This window comes from Mesorhizobium sp. M0514 (assembly GCF_040321145.1).
In the GTDB taxonomy this organism is placed as follows: domain Bacteria; phylum Pseudomonadota; class Alphaproteobacteria; order Rhizobiales; family Rhizobiaceae; genus Mesorhizobium.
Genome location: NZ_JAMYQZ010000008.1, coordinates 76587 through 94171, shown reverse-complemented (window position 1 = coordinate 94171; position 17585 = coordinate 76587). Strand labels below are relative to the sequence as shown.

Below are 17585 nucleotides of genomic sequence, written 5' to 3'. Positions count from 1 at the left end.
GTCGAGCGGATCAGGCAGCGAGTGCAGCCTCCGGCGGAACCTTCGCTCCCGTCATGAAGGCGACGGCGTCGGACATGGTATATTGCTTGGGATCGATGACGCAGAGGCGACGTCCCAGCCGATGGATATGGATACGGTCGGCCACTTCGAAGACATGCGGCATGTTGTGCGAGATCAGCACGATCGGCAGGCCTCTTTTCTTGACATCGAGGATCAGTTCCAGCACGCGGCGGCTCTCCTTGACGCCGAGTGCCGCGGTCGGCTCGTCCATGATCACCACGCGGCTGCCGAAAGCGGCGGCGCGCGCCACCGCCACGCCCTGACGCTGGCCGCCCGACAGCGTTTCCACCGCCTGGCTGATGTTCTGGATGGTCATCAGGCCAAGCTCGGTCAGCTTGTCGCGGGCGCGCTTTTCCATTGCCGGCCGGTCCAGCATGCGAAGCCAGTCGCCGAGGAAGCCGGGTTTGCGGATCTCGCGGCCGAGGAACATGTTGTCGGCGATCGACAGGGCCGGCGACAAAGCCAGGTTTTGGTAGACCGTCTCGATGCCCGCCTCGCGCGCCTCCATGGGCGATTTAAAAGCGACAGCCTTGCCTTCAAGACGGATCTCGCCTTCGTCGGGCACGGCGGCGCCGGAAATCGCCTTGATCAGCGATGATTTGCCGGCGCCATTGTCTCCGATGACGGCCAGGATTTCGCCGGGGTAGAGGTCGAAGTCGGCATTGTCGAGGGCGGTGACACGGCCATAGCGCTTGATCAGGCCGCGCGCGGTGAGGATGGGTTCCACGGTCATGCCGAAACCTTTCTGATCCATTGGTCGATCGCCACGGCGCCGATGATCAGCACACCGGTGAGCAGCACCTTCCATTGTGGATCGGCGCCCAGCATGTTGAGGCCCATCGAGACGACACCGACGATCATCGCGCCGAAAAGCGTGCCCAGAATTGAGCCGCGCCCGCCGAACAGTGAAATGCCGCCGATCACCGTCGCAGTTATCGCCTGCAGGTTGTAGTCGGTGACGGCGGCTGACGGTGAGATCGAGCCGTTGCGGCCGATGGAAACCCAGGCAGCGAAAGCTGCGATCAACCCGGCAAGGGTGTAGACCGTCATCAACACCTTCTTGGTCTGGATGCCAGACAGCTTCGCCGCCTCCTGATCATCACCAACGGCGTAGACGTGGCGGCCCCAGGCGGTGTGATTGAGCACGTACCAGAGGATCAAAACGAGCACGACCGTGGCGATGACGCCCAGTGTCAGCACCGCCGTGCCGATCTTGAAACTCAGGGCAAAGAGATGCAGCAGCGGCGCCTGGGCGTCGACGTCGGTATCGCGGATCGTCTCGTTGGCCGAATAGATGAAGTTGGTCGCCATGACGATGTTCCAGGTGCCGAGCGTGACGATGAACGGCGGCAGCTTCATGTAGGCGACCAGCAAACCGTTAAGCAGACCGCAGGCTGCGCCGGCGGCAAGCCCGATGGGCACTGCGAGCACGGCCGGCATGCCGTAGCTGACCGCGCAATTGCCCATGATCACGGCCGAAATCACCATGATCACGCCGATCGACAGGTCGATGCCGGCGGTCAGGATGACCAGTGTCTGCGCGGCACCGAGGATGCCGACGATGGCGATCTGCTGCAGGATCAGCGTCAGCGTATAGGATGAGAAGAAACGCCCGCCAATGGCGATGCCGAAAATTACGATCGACAGGACCAGCACAATCAGCGGCACCGCCGCCGGCGTGGAGTGCAGGAAATGCTGGATCCGCTTGACCGCCGATTTGTGCTCGTCAAAGGCGGCAACGCTTGTGTCGCTGCTCGAGAGAACCTTCTCGAATTCCTGTGCTTGAGCCATGTTTCCTCCCCTGGGCTTCAGCTCCATGCCGATACCCGCTCGCGCCTGTCCGGTCTGCTGCCGGGATTATTCGCGTGACGCATCGTCCACCCGAAGCGGCCGGGGATCAAGCCCCCGGCCGTCAGCTTGTCGCTGGCTGTCAGACAGCCATCAGCCCCAGCACTTGGCGAGGCCTTCCTTGGTGTCGATCGACTTCACGCCATTGGCCGGCTTGTCGGTGACGAGGTTGACGCCGGTGTCGAAGAAGTTCTTGCCTTCGGTCGGCTTCGGCTTGGCGCCGTCCTTGGCGAAGGCGGCGATCGCCTCGATGCCGAGTGCCGCCATCTGCAGCGGGTATTGCTGCGAGGTGGCGCCAATGACGCCTTCGGTCACCGACTTCACACCGGGGCAGCCGCCATCGACCGAGACGATCAGCACCTGGCTTTCGAGCCCGACCGCCTTGAGCGCCTGGTAGGCGCCGACAGCGGCGGGCTCGTTGATGGTGTGGATGACTGTGATGGAGTTGTCCTTCTGCAGAAGGTTTTCCATCGCCTTGCGGCCGCCCTCTTCATTGCCGTTGGTGACGTCGTGGCCGACGATGCGGGCATCGTCCTCATCGCCGATCTTGTTGGGATCCTTCACGTCGATGCCGAAGCCCATCATGAAGCCCTGGTCGCGCAGCACATCCACGGTCGGCTGTGAGGGGGTCAGGTCGAGGAAGCCGATCTTGGCGTCCTTGGCCTTGTCGCCGAGGGTCGCGGCTGCCCAGGCGCCGATCAGCTTGCCGGCTTCCAGATTGTCCGTCGCGAAGGTCGCGTCGGCGGCATCGATCGGGTCCAGCGGGGTATCGAGCGCGATCACCAGCAGGCCGGCGTCACGCGCCTTCTTCACCGTCGGCACAATGCCCTTGGTGTCGGACGCGGTGATCAGGATGCCCTTGGCGCCGTCGGCGATGCAGCTTTCGATCGCCGCCACCTGGCTCTCGCTGTCGCCGTCGATCTTGCCGGCATAGGTCTTGAGGTCGACGCCAAGTTCCTTGGCCTTGGCGGTCGCGCCCTCCTTCATCTTGACGAAGAAGGGGTTGGTGTCGGTCTTGGTGATCAGGCAGGCGCCGACGCCGGCGGCCGATGCTGTCGAAGCAAACGCCATCAGGCCGAGGCCCGCCGCGGCGAACACGGTGGACTTCAATAATGCTTTGGTCACGATCTTCCTCCCATGGAACCATGCGGATGCCGCCAACCGGCATCTCGAGCGCATCCACTGAAGTTCTCCCAGTGTGGACGCGCCCTCAAATGACACCAGCGGGAGCCGCCTGTCAATAATTAAATCACTCTTATTTATTATTGACAGCTTTGCGTGGTTCACTCATTCTGCCGCAAAAGCAGTAAGAATAGACCAAGGGAAGGAACAAGGGTGGAGACCGGCATTGCAAGGCACGGTTCGCCCGAGGCGGCCGCCAGCCGTCTCCACCGTGGCACCAACCAGAGCGGCATGCGCGACCACAATGAGCGGCTGGTGCTGTCGCTGGTTCGCCAGCATGGCAGCCTGGCCAAATCAGACATTGCGCGCATGACCGGGCTTTCAGCGCAGACCGTCTCGGTCATCATGCGCGAACTGGAGGAAGACAGCCTGCTGCTGCGCCAAGCGCCGTTGCGCGGCAAGATCGGCCAGCCCTCCATCCCGATGGCGCTGAACCCCGAAGGCGCCTTCTTCATCGGCCTCAAGATCGGCCGCCGCAGCGCCGAACTGGTGCTGATCGATTTCCTCGGAACTGTGCGTTCCATGCTGCAGCACTCCTACCGCTATCCGGCGCCGCGCGAGACGGTTGAGTTCGTCACCGAAGGCATGAAGACGATGCGCGCCGAACTGACACCTGCGCAGGACAAGCGCATTGCCGGGCTCGGCATCGCCATGCCGTTCGAACTGTGGAACTGGGCCGACACCGCCGGCGCGCCGCGCGACATCATGGACGAATGGCGCCATCGCGACATCCGTGCCGACATCCAGGCGCAGTGCGAATTCCCGGTCTATCTGCAGAATGACGCCACCTCCGCCTGCGGCGCCGAACTGGTGTTCGGCCAGACCGGCGGGGCGCGCGACTTCGTCTATTTCTATATCGGCGCCTTTGCCGGCGGCGGCATCGTGCTCAACGGCCGGCTGTTCGGCGGGCCAACCGGAAATGCCGGGGCGCTGGGTTCGATGCCGGTGCCGGGACCAGACGGCAAGCCGACGCAGCTCATCGACGTCGCCTCGATCGCCATGCTGGAAAAGGCGCTTAACGCACGCGGCATTGACGGCTCCTATCTCTGGACCTCGCCGCAGGAATGGGGCGAGATCGGCGCCGATCTGGACGACTGGATCGCCAGCGCCTCGCAGGCGCTTGCCTACGCCATTGTCGCGGCGTCCTCGGTGATCGACTTCGAGGCCGCGGTGATCGATGGCTGGATGCCGCTCGCCGTACGCCGCCGGCTCGTCGATGCCGTCGGGCAGGCGATCGGCACGATTGACGGCGAAGGCCTGAAGCTTCCGGTGGTACGCGAAGGCACCGTCGGCATCCATGCCCGGGCGCTGGGCGGCGCCAGCCTGCCGTTGTCCGAACGCTTCCTCATCGGTTCGAACACCATTTCCCGGAGCACCTGAATGCTGATTGGTATTCCGTCGCTGCTCGGTCCGGAGCTTCTGGCGACATTGCGCGCCATGGGCCATGGCGACGAGATCGCGCTTGTCGACGGCAACTATCCGGCGGAAGAACAGGCGAACCGGCTGATCCGCGCCGACGGTCTTCACCTCATACCGGTGCTTGACGCCATTTTGAGCGTGCTGCCGGTGGACGACTTCGTGCCGGAAGCGCTGTTTCGTGCCTCGGTAAAAGGCGATCCCTCGGTCGCCGATCCGGTCCACCATGAAATCGAAACGATCTGCACCAGGCGCGCGCCGGGCCGGAAGGTGGTTGCGCTGGCGGGCGCCGACTTCTATGCACGCGTCCGGTCGGCATATGCGATCGTCGGGACCAGCGAACCCCGGCTCTACGCCAACATCATCATCCGCAAGGGCGTGATCTATCCGCCGGAGAACAAGAAATCATGATCCTCTGCTGCGGCGAAGCCCTGATCGACATGCTGCCGCGCACCACGACACAGGGCGAGCCGGCCTTTGCGCCCTATGTCGGCGGCGCGGTGTTCAACACGGCGATCGCGCTTGGCCGCCTCGGCGCGCCCGCCGGCTTCTTTTCCGGCCTGTCGTCGGATCTGTTCGGCGGCCAGTTCCGCGAGGCGCTCGGCGCAAGCAAAGTCAGCTCCACCTATGCGCACACCTCCCCTCGCCCGACCACGCTCGCCTTCGTGCGGCTCACCAACGGCCAGGCGACCTACACTTTCTACGACGAAAACACCGCCGGGCGCATGCTGACGACAGAGGATCTGCCGAAACTGGGCGCCGAGATCGAAGCCATGCTGTTTGGCGCCATCAGCCTGATTTCGGACCCGGCGGGTGCTGCCTACGAAGAATTCATGAAACGCGAGCACGAACGCCGCGTCATGATGCTCGACCCCAACATCCGGCCGAACTTCATCCCCGACAAAGCCAAGCACCTCCGGCGCATCCGCTCGATGATGGCGATGGCCGACATCGTGAAGCTATCGGATGAGGATCTGCACTGGTTCGGCGAGGCCGGCTCGCATGAGGACGTCATCCGCAACTGGCTGGATCGCGGCCCGAAGCTGATCGTCGTTACCCACGGCAGCGAAGGTGCCGTCGGCTACAGCAGGGAACACAAGGTCACGGTGATGCCGCATAAGGTGGAGGTGGTCGACACGGTCGGCGCCGGCGACACTTTCAATGCCGGCATTCTGGCCTCGCTGCACGAGCAAGGCCTGCTCACCAAGGCCGGGATCGGCGGCCTTTCGGAGGACGCCATCCGTCAGGCGCTGGCCCTCGGCGCCAAAGCGGCGGCGGTGACCGTGTCGCGGGCCGGCGCCAACCCGCCCTGGCGGCACGAAATCGCCTGATCCACGCTTAGTCCGCCGCCAGCCGCTGCAAGCAGCCGATCACTTTATGTTTCCGCGAGCCGGAAAGACGCACCGAATCAGCCGGATTAATAGGCGGCGAAGCCCGGATTTCCGGCATCTTGCGGCAATGCAGGGAAAGCCTGAAGTAACAGGCTGCGACACCTAGACAATCCGTCCCGCGGCCGGTCCGGCTTTCTAGACCGGCCCAACTCTGGTACCAGCGGCCCGGTTAAGTTGTTGTTTCTGTGCGTGTCATTGTCCCCGGGGCAGCCCGCACCACACCGTTTTGAGGCCGACATGCAATTCATCGATCTTGGCGCGCAGCGCGAACGTATCCGCGACCGGCTGAAGGCCGCGATCGACAATGTCGTCGAGGAAGGCCGCTATATCCTCGGACCGCAAGTCACCGAACTCGAAAACAAGCTCGCAGCCTATATCGGCACCAAGCATGTCGTGGCCTGCGCCAACGGCACCGACGCGCTGCTGTTGCCGCTGTTTGCCGCCGGTATCGGCCCCGGCGACGCGGTGTTCGTGCCGAGCTTCACCTTTGCCGCCACGGCGGAAGTGGTGGCGCTTGCCAAGGCCGAACCGGTTTTCGTCGATGTGGACGCCGAGACCTACAACATCGACATCGCCAGCCTCGAGGCGGCGATCGCCATGATCAAGAAGGAAGGCCTGCTGAAGCCGAAGGCGATCATTCCCGTCGATCTGTTCGGGCTCTCCGCCGACTACGAGGCGATCATGGCGATTGCCAAGCGCGAAGGGCTGCTGGTGATCGAGGATGCGGCGCAGTCGATCGGCGGTTCGGCCGACGGCACAATGTGCGGCGCCTTCGGCCATGTCGGCTCGACCAGCTTTTATCCGGCCAAGCCGCTGGGCTGCTACGGCGATGGCGGCGCGATGTTCACCAATGACGACGCGCTGGCCGACCAGCTGCGCTCGTTTGCGTTCCACGGTAAGGGCGAGACGCAGTATGACAATGTCCGCGTCGGCATCAATTCACGCCTCGACACGATCCAGGCGGCGATCCTGATCGAGAAACTCGCCATCCTCGAAGACGAGATGGTCGCCCGCCAGGTGGTGGCCAAGCGCTACGCCGAAGGTCTCGGCGACATCGTCAAGGCGTCACGCAATCTGGGCGGTGGCCGCTCGGCCTGGGCGCAATACGCCATCGAGACGCCGAAGCGCGACGGGTTGAGGGCGCATCTCGGCGAAAAGGGCATCCCTTCGGTGATCTATTATGTGAAGCCGCTGCACGAGCAGGTCGCCTATCGCGACTATCCACGCACGCCGACCGGGCTTGCGGTTTCGGAGGAACTGCCGAAGCGCATCCTGTGCCTGCCGATGCATCCCTATCTCAGCGAAGCCGACCAGGACCGCATCATCGAGACGATCCGCAACTACATTGGCTCGAACTCGGCGCATGTAGCGGCGGCGTAAGTTACGCCGCGTCCGCCGCCTTCCCGCTCGCAATAAAATGCGGGTTGGCGAAATCCTCGTCGTCGCTCTGTTTGCGCTTGCCATAGGTGAGCGGCTCGCCGTCCAGCGTGCGCGTCATGCCGCCGGCGGCGCGCAGTACGGCGTCGCCGGCCGCCGTGTCCCATTCCATGGTGCGGCCGAAGCGCGGATAGATGTCGGCTTCGGCTGCGGCGAGCAGGCAGAATTTCAGCGATGAGCCGACCGAGACGATCTCGGCGGCGCCGAGATCCTTGATGAAGGCTTCGGTCTCCGGCGTGTTGTGCGAGCGGCTGGCAACGACCGCCAGCGGCGTGACCGCCCTCCTAACCGAAATCCGCCGGCGGCCGACGATACGGAAGTCGCCATCGACCTCGATTGCTTCGGCCCAGCCCGGCCGTCCAGAGAAGAACCGCCCGCTGCACGGTGCGAAGACGACGCCGATCTCCGGCGCGCCGTGCCGGACAAGCGCGATGTTGACGGTGAAATCGGTCCGGCGGTTGACGAATTCCTTCGTTCCATCGAGCGGATCGATCAGGAAGAAGGCGCCATCCAGATCGGGCGGCACAATGCCTTCGGCGACCTCTTCCTCGGCCACGCAGGGAATATCGGGATAGGCCGCACGCAGGCCGGCGAGGATGATCGTCTCGCTCTCGCGGTCGGCTTCCGTGACCGGCGAGGAGTCCGACTTGCTGTCGACCGCGCAGCCGGCCTTGAAGACCCGCATCACCTCGCGTCCGGCTTCGAGCGCCAGGCGCTCGAACACGTCGAGCATCACTTCGTCGTCAGATGCCGCCGCCGCTGTCATATTGGTCTTCGGCAATGTCGCGCTCATTCAGCCAGTGTTCCAGAGCCTCTACCATCTCCTCGGCCGTCTTGCCGAGTGTCTTGAGATGGATTTCGGGATTTTCGGGAGCTTCATACGGGGAATCGACGCCGGTGAAGTTCTTGATCTCGCCATTCAGCGCCCGTGCGTAAAGGCCTTTCGGGTCGCGTCGGGCGCATTCCTCGAACGGCGTATCGACGAACACTTCAACGAACTCGCCGTCGGCCATCAACTCCCTGGCCATGCGCCGCTCGGCGCTGAAGGGCGAAATGAAGGAGACGATGACGATCAGCCCGGCATCGGCCATCAGCTTTGCCACTTCCGCGACACGGCGGATGTTTTCGACCCGATCGGCGTCGGTGAAGCCGAGATCGCGGTTGAGGCCGTGGCGGACATTGTCGCCGTCGAGAATGTAGGTGTGACGCCCCGAAGCGAACAGCTTCTTCTCAAGCAGATTGGCGATGGTCGACTTGCCCGAGCCGGAAAGACCGGTGAACCAGAATACGGCGGGGCGCTGGCTCTTGAGGTCGGAGCGGCCGCGCTTGCCGACATCGAGCGACTGCCAATGGATGTTTTCGGCGCGGCGCAAGGAATGCAGGATCATGCCGGCGCCGACCGTGGCATTGGTGATGCGGTCGATCAGGATGAAGGCGCCGGTATCGCGGTTGTCGGCGAAGGTATCGAAGGCGATCGGCGCCCGGGTCGAGATATTGCAGATGCCGACTTCGTTCATCTCGAGCGACTTCGCCGCCTCGCGAGCGAAGTCGTTGACGTTGACGCGGTATTTCAGGTCGGTGACGGTGGCGCTGGTCTGGTCGGTCTCGGTGCGCAGTATATAGGAGCGTCCCGGCAGCAGCGCTGCCTCGTCGAACCAGACGATGTTGGCGGCGAACTGGTCGGCGACCTGCGGCCGTGCCGCCGGCGACACCAGCATGTTGCCTCTGGAGACCTCGACCTCGTCATCGAGCACAAGGGTGATGGCCTGGCCGGCCACCGCCTGGGCAAGATCGCCGCCTTGCGCGACGATGCGCTTGACCCGCGAGGCCTTGCCGGATTTGGCGACCACCACCTCGTCGCCCTGCGCGACGGAGCCGGACGCGATGGTGCCGGCAAAGCCGCGGAAGTCGAGATTGGGCCGGTTGACATACTGCACCGGAAACCGGAACGGCAGTTCGACCGCGGCCTCGTCGACCGATATGGTTTCGAGATGCTCGATCAGCGACGGGCCGGAATACCACGCCGTCTTGCCGGAGCGGCTGGTGACATTGTCGCCATAGCGGGCCGACATCGGGATCGGCACGATCGTCAGGAAGCCGAGCTCGTGCGAGAACTGCCGGTAATCCTCGACGATACGGTCGAACACCGCCTGGTCGAAATCGACGAGGTCGATCTTGTTGACGGCAAGCACGATATGGCGGATGCCGAGCAGCGAAGCGATGATCGAGTGGCGCCGGGTCTGGCGCAGCACACCCTGGCGCGCATCGATCAGCACGATGGCGAGATCGGCAGTCGATGCGCCGGTCGCCATGTTGCGGGTGTACTGTTCATGGCCGGGGGTGTCGGCGACGATGAACTTGCGCTTGGGCGTGGCGAAGAAGCGGTAGGCGACGTCGATGGTGATGCCTTGCTCGCGCTCGGCCTCGAGGCCGTCGACCAGAAGCGCGAAGTCGATGTCGTCGCCAGTGGTGCCGTGCTTGCGGGAATCGCGCTCGAGTGCGGCGAGCTGGTCCTCGAAGATCTGCTTTGTGTCGGACAGAAGACGGCCGATCAGCGTCGACTTGCCGTCGTCGACCGAGCCGCAGGTGAGGAAGCGCAGCAGCGACTTCTTCTCCTGCGCCGCCATGTATTCGCGCACGCCGTCGGTGGGAGCGAGGCTCTTGGCCAGGATATGGCGCATGCTCAGAAATATCCCTCGCGCTTCTTCTTTTCCATCGAGCCGGCTTCATCGCGGTCGATGAGGCGGCCCTGGCGCTCGGAGGTGCGCGCCGTCAGCATCTCGCCGACGATGGCTTCGAGCGTGTCGGCGTCGGATTCGATGGCGCCGGTCAGCGGATAACAGCCGAGCGTGCGGAAACGCACCAGACGGTTCTCCATCGTCTCACCGGGGCGCAATTGCATGCGATCGTCATCCTTCATGATCAGCATGCCGTCGCGTTCGACCACCGGCCGCTCCTTGGCGAAATAGAGCGGCACGATCGGGATGTTTTCCTGCAGAATGTACTGCCAGATATCGAGCTCGGTCCAGTTCGACAGCGGAAACACGCGGATCGATTCGCCCGGCGCGATGCGGGTGTTGAAGATCTTCCACATCTCGGGCCGCTGGTTCTTCGGGTCCCAGACATGCTGGGCGTTGCGGAAGGAAAAGATGCGCTCCTTGGCGCGCGACTTCTCCTCGTCGCGCCGAGCCCCGCCGAAGGCAGCGTCAAAGCCGTATTTGTCGAGCGCCTGGCGCAACGCCACCGTCTTCATGACATGGGTGTGGGTGTTCGAGCCATGGTCAAAGGGGTTGATACCGTCGCGCACGCCGTCTTCATTGACGTGGACCAGCAGGTCGAAGCCGAGCTTCTGCGCCATCTGGTCGCGAAAGGCGATCATCTCGCGGAACTTCCAGGTGGTGTCGACATGCAGGAAGGGGAAAGGCGGCTTGGCCGGATAGAAGGCCTTCATCGCCAGATGCATCAGCACGGAGGAATCCTTGCCGACGGAATAGAGCATCACCGGCTTGGAGAAGGAGGCGGCAACCTCACGGAAGATGTGGATGGACTCGGCCTCGAGCCGCTGCAGGTGCGTAAGCGCGATGTTCATGGACTGTGAGCGTTCTCTCGTGCAATCCAGACCTTGCATCAGATGGATCGGGCGTCCTTTTCAGCCGCCCGGTTCAAGCTTCACTGCTGGACACTATCGGTTCGTGCCGGCGTTCTAGCAGATCGCCACCTGATATAACAACGCTGGAAAGGCCGGCGGCCACACCCGATCGGCAACGAATTTTCCATGAAAAGCCTAGAATCCGAAAATTCCTGCCCGACGGAGCGATAGCATTCAAAGGCCGGGAAAAATCTTGCCTGGACCGAAAGAAACGCCGGCCCGACCTCGTCGCACTTTCGAAAACCGCACCCAGCCGCTATACCGGCTCCTGAACCTGCGCCGGGCGGCATGCCGCAAATGCCGCCGCCAAACATTGTCCGTCGCCAAGCGACCCAGCGCATTGTGAACCAGAGCATTGACCCCGATCTCCGCCATCAAGCAGCACGTTTCGCCGTCACGGATCAACGTCACCTTCTCCATTTTGTGCTTCTTTTTCCCGCCGGTACTGGGATCGGCGGTCAGCTTTTTGTTCAATGGCGGCGGCCTGTGGTCGGTGCTTCTGCTTGCGCTGAAAAGACGGCGTTTCAACATCGACCGGCCGATGACCGCGATGACGGTGGCCATCTATGCCTATTGCGCAGCCAGCGTGTTCGCCTCCATCGTCAACAATTCGATCGCCAGGGATGCGCCGCATCTGGCAGGGCTGATCACCTTCCTGTTTTTCCCTGTCTCATACGCGACCTGGAGCATTACCGAGAAAACCACGCTGACGCGCATCGTCGTGCTGGCGAGCGCCGCCGCCTGTTTTGGCGCCCTGCTGCTGGCGGTCGTGCAATATCACGGGCTGGGCATACGGGCCGAAGGCGGCGCCGGCAATCCGATCGTGTTCGCGACCGTCGCCTGCCTCAGCATGATGATGTGCCTGGCAGGCGCCTTATCTGGTGTCGAAAAGAACAGGGCGTTGCTGGCCTGCGCGACACTGGCCGGCGCGGTCGCCATTGTCTATTCGGGATCGCGGATCATCTGGCTGGCGATGCTGGTGGCCGGCATCGCGATCCTGCTGATCAACCGTCGCAAGCTCAACAACAGAAACGCTATTCGGCTTTTGCTGATTGCGGGGGCGACCGGCATCGTCATCGCTGTCATCGGTCTCCCCATCATTTCCGAGCGCGCGGCCTTCCTGTTCAGCGACTGGGATGCGCTCGCCACGAAGGGCGACCACACGACCGCGCTCGGCTTGCGCGCCGCACTTTGGCAGATTGGGCTGAGCGCCTTCCACGACATGCCGATTTTCGGTCACGGCATTGCTGCAAGCCGTGAGCTGATAAAGGATGGATTCCACAATCAGTTCCACATGCCGTCCACGGGCTTCAGCCATTTTCACAATGGCTTCCTGACTGCATTGGTGGAGGCCGGGCTGCTTGGAGCCGTAACGCTCGCGGCTGTGTTCTTCGTTGCCGCGAGAAACGCGGCCATCGTGCTGCGCACCAGCACGGACGCGATCGAGCGGTTCGGCGCCACGATGATTGTCGTCACTGCGATCACCTACCTCATCGGCGGCCTGACCGGCATCCTGGTCGGCCACGACATCCTCGATGCCACACTGATGGTGTTCCTGGTGTCCGGGACATATCTTGCATCGGGCCGGCAACAAATGCTGCCGGAACAACAGGCCCCGGCGCCCCAGGCAAGCCGGCCGTGAAAGTGCTGGTCACAGGCGCGACGGGTTTCATCGGCAGGCAGGTCGTCAACCAGCTGCGCGAAGCCGGGTTCGGGGTGCGCATGGCATCGCGCCACCCGAAACGGCTCGATCCCGTGAGCGATGCGGTTTTGTTGCCGGACTTCGACGCACCGGCTCAGGCATACCAGGCGCTGATGCGAGATATCACCCATGTCGTCCACTGTGCGGCGCTCAACAATGACCGCAAGGCGAGCGAAGCCGACTTCATGGCAGCCAACGCGACACTGACCGCGCAGCTGGCGCGCGCGGCCGCCTCGCGGACAAGCGGGCGCTTCATCTATCTGTCGTCGATCCGGGCAGTAGCCGGTCCCGGTTTCAGCGGAACGATCAGCGAGGCGACGCTCCCTGCCCCGCAATGCGCCTACGGGCGCTCGAAACGCGAAGGCGAGATCAAGACACTGGAAGCCTATGCGTCCAGGCCCTCCGATGCCACGGCGCTGCGCCTGCCGCCGGTCTATGGCGAAGGCATGAAGGGAAACCTGCGTGGAATGATGCGGGCTGCCGCCATTGCCTTACCATTGCCCTCAGGCGCTTTCACCGCAGTTCGTTCGCTGATATCGCGCGACGCGGTGGCTGGCGCCGTGGCGCATCTTTTGACTCGTCCCACGCCACCGCGCCCGACCTATGTCCTGGGCGATGCTTCCCCCGTTGCGATGTTCGAAATCTTGACTGCATTCAGGCACGGATACGACGTTCCGACCCGGCTCGTTCCTGTACCGGCCTGGCCATTCAGGCTGTTCGCCACACTGCTTGGCAGAAAAGCAGCGTACGACGCTTCCATGGCGACACAGATTTGCGACCCGTCACTGCTGATCTCGGAAGGCTGGATGCCGGAAACCGACACGCTCGGCCGGATTGAGGAACTTGCACGACAGGCCCGTCAGGTCCGGTAGATTGTGCCAAGCAGGATTTTGACGTCGAGTCCGATCGAGGCTCCCCTGAGATATTCGGCATCCGTTTCGGCGCAGAGTTTCGGATCCGACATGTCGATGCCTTTCATCTGTGCCAGCCCGGTAATGCCCGGAAGTGCGGCAAGCACCCCCAATTGCCTGCGGCGTTCGATCAATTCGGTTTGCGTGGGCAGGCATGGACGCGGCCCAACCAGGCTCATCTCGCCCTTGAGCACGTTCCAGAGCTGCGGCAGCTCGTCGATCTTGAATTTCCGCAGCACCTTGCCGACGGCAGTGACGGAAATTGCCGGCGCCTGATGCGAGGGCAGAGACGGCGTTCCCACAACCATCGTGCGCAGCTTGTGGCAGGCAAACGGCACCCCGTGCTGGCCGACACGGGTTTGAGAGAAGAGTGCCGGTCCAAGCGACGTCGTCCTGATTGCCAGCATGGCAAGCAGGACGAAAGGCGAGGCCAGTGGCAGCAGCAGCGCCGCCACCGCCAGGTCGAAAGCTCGCTTGGGTTCCCTCATGGCCGTGTCTGCATGCTCTAGATCCGCCGCCAGATGAACGCCAGATAGAGCCCAAGCGTCCCAGCCAGCGTCTGCCGGTAGACGCCGCTTTTCCTGAGAAGGCGCAGGCGTCGCAGGATACCGCCCTTTCGCGCCCTGATGAACAGGCCGAGACACGCGGCGGCATCCCTCGAGAGGATGTCGCGATTGACCGCCAGGCCACTCAGATTGTGATCGGTCCAGACGGCGAACTCGCCCCTGAACAGGCGCCCCAGCCGCGACAGCCTCGCCTTCCAGGACACGTTGGCGCCGACCAGATTTGCCTCATGCTGGCGGTAGCGCACCAGCGGTCGCGGGTCATAACGGACAATGCCGCCGGCAGCCGTGACGATCAGGTAGGTCCACCAGTCATGGCTGACGAACTCGGTCCTTGCCGATGCCTTTGCCAGCAACTTTCGCGCGGCGCGGTTGATCATCATCGTGTTGCCGCCGGCAATGCTTTGCACCAGCGCATTGCGAAATGCGGGTGGATGCTGGAACAGCGGCGAATACCCTTGCGCCGCTCCGGTTTCGGACATGGTCGCGGTCCTGGAGCAAAACAGCAGCGGCGTTGCGGCATCGTGCCCTTGCATCCAGGCAATAGCGCTCTCCAACCTATCCGGCTCCCAGATGTCATCCTGGTCGCAGAAGGCGTAGTAGTCGGCCTCGATGCGCGGATCGATGATCATCGCGCGGAAATTGGCGGCAAAGCCCTGGCGAGGACCATTCGACAGGGTCAACCGGCCCTTGGACCAGCGGCTCTGCCAGGCGCCGATAATGGCCGAAGTGCCGTCTGTCGAACCGTCGTCGGAAACCCAGAGGTCGACAACAGGATGCGATTGCGCAGCCAGCGACGCGAGCTGCTCGTCAAGGAAAGCCGCGCCATCTTTCGTGCCCAGCAGCACGGCCACGCGCTGATCTTGTCTGCTCACTGGTTCAGAATCATCTGCAAGCGCCTGGGAACGGCCATCGGATTGGTTTCAATAGCCAATCCCGGTCGATCAGGACAGCATGTTTGTTTTTACGCAATTCCTCAGGGAAAGCGCTACGCGATTTCCCGGGAAACCGCTTCACACTTTTCCGGGAATTGCTCTAACCCGCTGCCCGACTGTTTTCGCAATGGTTTCGCGGCGCGCGTCGGCTTGAGGCTCTTCCGCCTGATGAAGCCCGGCCATGACGGCGAGCGCGGCGGCCTTGTCCTGGTCGCGCATGGCCGCCTGCAGCGACGTCAGCGCCGCCTGGACCTTGGGCCATCCCACGACATCGGTCCTGAGGCCGAAGATCTTGGGGATATCCAGCGCGACGATCTCCTCATTGCCGCCATGCAGCACCTCGTGAAGCTTCTCGCCCGGCCTGATCCCGGTGAAACGGATCGGAATGTCGGTGTAGGGGCTTTTGCCGGCCATGCGGATCATGGTTTCGGCGACTTCGAGGATCGGCACCGGCTTGCCCATGTCGAGCATATAGATGGCGTAATCGTCCTTGCCCTGGCGCCGCTCGGCATCGGCTGCCGACATGATGACGAGGTCGACGGCTTCGGCCACCGTCATGAAGTAGCGGGTCATGCGGCGATCGGTGATGGTGACCGGACCGCCGGCCTCGATCTGCGCCTGGAAGATGGTGGCGACCGAACCGTTGGAGCCGAAGACATTGCCGAACCGCACGGCGATGAACTTGGTGCCGGAGCGACGGCCATTGGGTTCGGTGGCGTGCGTTTCGTGCAGCGAAGAGACGATCTGCTCGGCGGCGCGTTTCGTCATGCCGAGCACCGAAGTCGGATCGACCGCCTTATCGCTGGAAATCAGCAGGAACTGCGGCACCCCGCATTTGGCGGCAACCTCGGCGCAGACGAGAGTACCCAAAATGTTGGTCTGGATCGCCGATTCCCAGTTTTCCTCGAGCAGCGGCACATGTTTGAGCGCGGCGGCGTGGAAGATGATGTCGGGCTTGAAGTCGGTGACGGCGCGGGTGATCTGGCGCCGGTCGGTGACATCGACGATGCGGCTCTTGAGCCGGGCATGATCCTTTTCGTCAACCTGCTGGTCGAGCTGGAAAATCCCGAACTCCGAGATGTCGGCAACCAGAACCGCCTCGGCGCCGAGTTCCAGCGTCCGCTTGACCAGGATGCGGCCGATGGAGCCGGCGCCGCCGGTCACCAGGACGCGCTTGCCGCTGACGAAGCCGCCAATGCGCTCAACGTCCGACGGGACCGTGGAGCGGCGCAGGATCGTTTCCATCTCGACAGCGTCGAGAACCAGCTTTCCGCCCTGCCCGAGCTCCGAGACACCGGAGAACTGGACGACGGCGATGCCGCTGTGACGGGCGACACGGACCAGCTCCGAGTATTCCTCGATCTCGCGCTCGGTGCCATTGCCGAAAATCAGCATGTCGAGGCTTTTGGTGCCTCTTGCATATTCTTCGAGGACCTCGACCAGGCGGGGCCGCACGGCCACCACCGGAACGCCCTGTATCTGCGTGCCCAACGGCGCGCCGTTCTCGATGGCCATGATGCCGGCGATGGAATACTCGGCCGGCTGGGCCGTGCGCGTAAACCGGATGATGACGTCTGCTTCGCCGAGCCTGCCGACGAACAGCGCCTGCTTGATCGTTAGATTGTTTGCGTTGCGGCTCAGGATTCGCCAGCTCGCCCCGTCGCGCAGGAACCGGTAGTAAAGCCGGGGCGCCGATATGATGGTGAAGGAGACGAGGAAAAAGACGATGAACTGGCGCTCGTTGAGGCCGGTCACCGGCTGAAACGATCGAATCGCCAGCGAGACGACATAGAGCGTGACGGTCAGGATCGCGCAGCTCTTTAGGATGTTGAAGAAGTCCGGCGTCGAGGCGAAGCGCCACACGGTGTTGTAGAGGCCGCAATAGCGGAACAGCATATGGCTGAGAAGAACAATACTTGCCCAGCACGCCAAGCCGGCCGTGGAAAGCGCGTCGAATGAAAGTCTCGACTGCGAAAGCCCGAGACTCAGCGCCACCGCGACCAGGACCATGACCAGGTCCTGGATCATTATAATGGCGCGCCGCATCTTCGGCCGAAGTCCGGACACGGCTTCTACATAGGATGTCATTGGGTAGTACTGAACTCCAGGCGCAAGGATATGGATACTAACGTGGTGCGAGAGTGACGGAAACCCGTCACCGATCACCAGTTTAGAGTGCCAATCCCCAGCCCCCGCTGCTTTGTATCGCATAGCGTGGAGTTGCGGTTATCGCCACTAATTTTTTTGGCGGACCCTTTGGTTAAGGGATTGAAAATAATTGAACGAACGAGGTTTTCGCCAAGTATGGCAAAATATCGAGCCGCTGGGGTAAACGGCGCGCCTTGAGCCTCTGCCGGGATTGTAGCCAAGTGCCAGGATGCGCCTCTGCTCATAATCAGAGGCATGAACTTACGATTCGCGCAGTGCGCCGATTGCGATATCGAGGTAAGGGGCGTCGACCTGTCGCAAGCGATTCGTGGTCCATCGCGAC

At 62.9% G+C, this 17585-nt stretch carries 15 protein-coding genes; 6 read left to right on the top strand and 9 right to left on the bottom strand.

Translation table 11 applies throughout. From position 1 onward, the window contains the following. Window positions 1–10 precede the first annotated feature (10 nt). The 3 genes from NKI61_RS05985 to NKI61_RS05975 all read right to left on the bottom strand — a co-directional run bounded on the left by NKI61_RS05985 (window position 11) and on the right by NKI61_RS05975 (window position 2979). On the bottom strand, window positions 11–793 hold the full coding sequence (locus NKI61_RS05985) for an ATP-binding cassette domain-containing protein (protein ID WP_023670726.1): 783 nt from the start codon (window positions 791–793) through the stop codon (window positions 11–13). Continuing rightward, window positions 790–1851 carry an ABC transporter permease gene (locus NKI61_RS05980; RefSeq protein ID WP_023670725.1) on the bottom strand — a complete coding sequence of 354 codons (1062 nt, stop codon included), beginning with the start codon at window positions 1849–1851 and terminating at the stop codon, window positions 790–792. Before NKI61_RS05980 ends, NKI61_RS05985 begins: the two co-directional genes overlap by 4 nt. A 150-nt stretch (window positions 1852–2001) precedes the next feature. Further along, a complete protein-coding gene (locus NKI61_RS05975) occupies window positions 2002–2979 on the bottom strand; it encodes a sugar ABC transporter substrate-binding protein (RefSeq protein ID WP_081725578.1) in 978 nt (325 codons plus the stop codon). A 264-nt stretch (window positions 2980–3243) separates the two neighbouring features. Here NKI61_RS05975 and NKI61_RS05970 point away from each other — a divergent pair, with 264 nt between their 5' ends. The 4 genes from NKI61_RS05970 (at window position 3244) to NKI61_RS05955 (ending at window position 7277) form a co-directional block, all read left to right on the top strand. Next, a complete protein-coding gene (locus tag NKI61_RS05970; RefSeq protein ID WP_023742688.1) occupies window positions 3244–4470 on the top strand; it encodes an ROK family transcriptional regulator in 1227 nt (408 codons plus the stop codon). Then, complete coding sequence (locus NKI61_RS05965; protein ID WP_023684581.1) at window positions 4471–4917, top strand: RbsD/FucU family protein; 447 nt, start codon at window positions 4471–4473, stop codon at window positions 4915–4917. Then, complete coding sequence (locus NKI61_RS05960) at window positions 4914–5837, top strand: carbohydrate kinase family protein (protein ID WP_023684582.1); 924 nt, start codon at window positions 4914–4916, stop codon at window positions 5835–5837. The genes NKI61_RS05965 and NKI61_RS05960 overlap by 4 nt, the downstream gene beginning before the upstream one ends. Window positions 5838–6134: 297 nt before the next feature. After that, window positions 6135–7277 carry a DegT/DnrJ/EryC1/StrS family aminotransferase gene (locus NKI61_RS05955; RefSeq protein WP_352839007.1) on the top strand — a complete coding sequence of 381 codons (1143 nt, stop codon included), beginning with the start codon at window positions 6135–6137 and terminating at the stop codon, window positions 7275–7277. 1 nt (window position 7278) lies between these two features. Here NKI61_RS05955 and cysQ read toward each other — a convergent pair whose 3' ends face one another. From cysQ to cysD, 3 genes are read right to left on the bottom strand one after another with little or no spacing between them, the layout of a single operon-like run. After that, complete coding sequence (gene cysQ / locus NKI61_RS05950) at window positions 7279–8067, bottom strand: 3'(2'),5'-bisphosphate nucleotidase CysQ (protein ID WP_352535856.1); 789 nt, start codon at window positions 8065–8067, stop codon at window positions 7279–7281. A 10-nt stretch (window positions 8068–8077) separates the two neighbouring features. Further along, window positions 8078–10015 (bottom strand): sulfate adenylyltransferase subunit CysN, encoded by a 1938-nt coding sequence (cysN, locus tag NKI61_RS05945; protein WP_023687192.1) that lies wholly within the window; start codon window positions 10013–10015, stop codon window positions 8078–8080. 2 nt (window positions 10016–10017) lie between these two features. Beyond that, complete coding sequence (gene cysD / locus NKI61_RS05940; protein ID WP_023670717.1) at window positions 10018–10923, bottom strand: sulfate adenylyltransferase subunit CysD; 906 nt, start codon at window positions 10921–10923, stop codon at window positions 10018–10020. 415 nt (window positions 10924–11338) lie between these two features. Between cysD and NKI61_RS05935 the strand changes: the two genes are divergently transcribed. Together NKI61_RS05935 and NKI61_RS05930 are read left to right on the top strand one after the other, a co-directional pair. Continuing rightward, window positions 11339–12625, top strand: coding sequence for an O-antigen ligase family protein (locus NKI61_RS05935; protein WP_352839006.1), 1287 nt, complete (start codon window positions 11339–11341; stop codon window positions 12623–12625). Then, the gene (locus NKI61_RS05930; RefSeq protein WP_352839005.1) at window positions 12622–13557 is read left to right on the top strand and encodes an NAD-dependent epimerase/dehydratase family protein; all 936 of its coding nucleotides are present in this window, start codon (window positions 12622–12624) and stop codon (window positions 13555–13557) included. Before NKI61_RS05935 ends, NKI61_RS05930 begins: the two co-directional genes overlap by 4 nt. Here the strand turns inward: NKI61_RS05930 and NKI61_RS05925 are convergent. The 3 genes from NKI61_RS05925 to NKI61_RS05915 form a co-directional block, all read right to left on the bottom strand. Beyond that, complete coding sequence (locus NKI61_RS05925; protein ID WP_023752781.1) at window positions 13545–14084, bottom strand: sugar transferase; 540 nt, start codon at window positions 14082–14084, stop codon at window positions 13545–13547. The genes NKI61_RS05930 and NKI61_RS05925 overlap by 13 nt on opposite strands. Window positions 14085–14101: 17 nt before the next feature. Then, window positions 14102–15034 (bottom strand): glycosyltransferase family 2 protein, encoded by a 933-nt coding sequence (locus NKI61_RS05920; protein WP_023705481.1) that lies wholly within the window; start codon window positions 15032–15034, stop codon window positions 14102–14104. Between the two features lie 138 nt (window positions 15035–15172). Continuing rightward, the gene (locus NKI61_RS05915) at window positions 15173–17182 is read right to left on the bottom strand and encodes a UDP-N-acetylglucosamine 4,6-dehydratase (protein ID WP_352839004.1); all 2010 of its coding nucleotides are present in this window, start codon (window positions 17180–17182) and stop codon (window positions 15173–15175) included. Between the last annotated feature and the right edge of the window lie 403 nt (window positions 17183–17585).

Excerpts from the sequence above, each read along its gene's own strand:
- NKI61_RS05965 (WP_023684581.1), top strand. The coding sequence starts at position 4,471 with ATGCTGATTGGTATTCCGTCGCTGCTCGGTCCGGAGCTTCTGGCGACA.
- cysN (WP_023687192.1), bottom strand. The coding sequence starts at position 10,015 with ATGCGCCATATCCTGGCCAAGAGCCTCGCTCCCACCGACGGCGTGCGC.
- NKI61_RS05915 (WP_352839004.1), bottom strand. The coding sequence starts at position 17,182 with ATGACATCCTATGTAGAAGCCGTGTCCGGACTTCGGCCGAAGATGCGG.
- cysD (WP_023670717.1), bottom strand. The coding sequence starts at position 10,923 with ATGAACATCGCGCTTACGCACCTGCAGCGGCTCGAGGCCGAGTCCATC.
- NKI61_RS05960 (WP_023684582.1), top strand. The coding sequence starts at position 4,914 with ATGATCCTCTGCTGCGGCGAAGCCCTGATCGACATGCTGCCGCGCACC.
- NKI61_RS05980 (WP_023670725.1), bottom strand. The coding sequence starts at position 1,851 with ATGGCTCAAGCACAGGAATTCGAGAAGGTTCTCTCGAGCAGCGACACA.
- NKI61_RS05925 (WP_023752781.1), bottom strand. The coding sequence starts at position 14,084 with ATGAGGGAACCCAAGCGAGCTTTCGACCTGGCGGTGGCGGCGCTGCTG.
- cysQ (WP_352535856.1), bottom strand. The coding sequence starts at position 8,067 with ATGCTCGACGTGTTCGAGCGCCTGGCGCTCGAAGCCGGACGCGAGGTG.
- NKI61_RS05985 (WP_023670726.1), bottom strand. The coding sequence starts at position 793 with ATGACCGTGGAACCCATCCTCACCGCGCGCGGCCTGATCAAGCGCTAT.
- NKI61_RS05955 (WP_352839007.1), top strand. The coding sequence starts at position 6,135 with ATGCAATTCATCGATCTTGGCGCGCAGCGCGAACGTATCCGCGACCGG.
- NKI61_RS05975 (WP_081725578.1), bottom strand. The coding sequence starts at position 2,979 with ATGGCGTTTGCTTCGACAGCATCGGCCGCCGGCGTCGGCGCCTGCCTG.